This is a genomic window from Flavobacterium sp., assembly GCF_013822155.1.
GTDB lineage: Bacteria > Bacteroidota > Bacteroidia > Flavobacteriales > Flavobacteriaceae > Flavobacterium.
Window position 1 is genome coordinate 1 of sequence record NZ_PNJW01000186.1, and the last position, 1,320, is coordinate 1,320.

Genomic DNA, 1,320 nt, shown 5'->3' on the forward strand with positions numbered 1-1,320 from the left:
GTCTTTTTTAGTAACAAACAATGGAAATCATTTTTTAATTGATTATACATTAGACCAATTAGAAATGCTGTTACAACCTAAACAATTCTTCCGTATCAACAGAAAGATTATTCTTAATATTCAATCCATAGAAAAAGTAAGTACTTATTTTAATAGCCGTTTTTCAATAACTACGAAATTTTTAGATAATGAAGCACGAATTGTAAGCCGTGAACGAGTAAATGATTTTAAAAAATGGCTAGATAATTAAAACTGATACTAATGAAAAAAACATCAATACTACTATTTTTCCTAATTTCCTTTTCTGTAGTAGCACAAACAAACTCAGAAATTGCTAAAAGTGCTGTCAAAATCGAAATGCTTTTTCCAGAAGGAAAAACTAAAGCTTTGATATTAAGTTATGACGATGGAACAATTTACGACAGAAAATTGGTAGAACTTATGAATAAATACCAACTTATTGGAACGTTTCATTTGAATTCTAATAAATTAGGAACAGACATTTATTTTGACTATTTGAATAAAGCAGAAATTAAAGAACTATACAAAGGACACGAAGTTTCGGCTCATTCTGCTAATCATCCCAATTTACCTGATATTTCTAAAATAGATTTAGTTTATGAAATAGTAGAAGATAGAAGAGAACTAGAACGCTTGATGGGCTATGCAATAAGAGGAATGGCTTATCCTTTTGGCAATACTAACGATGCTGTTGTTGAAACGATTAATGTTCTCGGAATTGAATATGCAAGAACTGTTGGCGATACATATAATTTTGAAATTCCTAAAGATTTTTTGCGATGGCACCCAACAATTCATCAATTTGCAAAAGCCTATTGGGAGCCAAATCAACCCGAAAAGGATAAAAAAGAAATGGAAGCCTTTTACAAAGTGATTACTGATTTTTTAGCAACTAAAGAACTAGCAGTTTTAGATATTTGGGGACACAGTTGGGAAATGGGTTTAGACCAAAATAAATGGGACGAAACAGAAAAATTCTTCAAATTAGTAGCTAATAATCCTATTATTCATTACACCAAACAAATTGATTTGGTTGATTATATTAAAGCTTTTAGAAATTTAAAATTCTCTGTAGATAAAAATATAGTTACCAATACAAGTTCATTTGATATTTATATAAAAATTAATGAAAAAAAAATTATTGTGTTAGCTGGAGAAACAATGATGTTAAATTTATAGAAAACCAATAATATAAATCAAAAGAGTATTTAATTGAAATCAAAAATAAACCTACTACTTACTAACCTAAATGAACAATCACATTTTACTGATTTAGATATCGACGACCTAATACAAAAA

Annotated in this window: 2 protein-coding genes; both read left to right on the top strand. The window is 28.3% G+C overall.

What is annotated here, in order from left to right; all coding sequences use genetic code 11:
• On the top strand, positions 1-250 hold a 250-nt coding region (locus C0512_RS15815), incomplete at its 5' end, for a LytTR family DNA-binding domain-containing protein (protein WP_290863310.1).
• An 11-nt stretch (positions 251-261) separates the two neighbouring features.
• Entirely contained in the window at positions 262-1,200 is a 939-nt protein-coding gene (locus C0512_RS15820) for a polysaccharide deacetylase family protein (protein WP_290863312.1), read from the top strand.
• The last annotated feature ends 120 nt before the right edge of the window (positions 1,201-1,320 follow it).

Coding starts and splice junctions, on each gene's coding strand:
- C0512_RS15820 (WP_290863312.1), top strand. CDS start 262: ATGAAAAAAACATCAATACTACTATTTTTCCTAATTTCCTTTTCTGTA.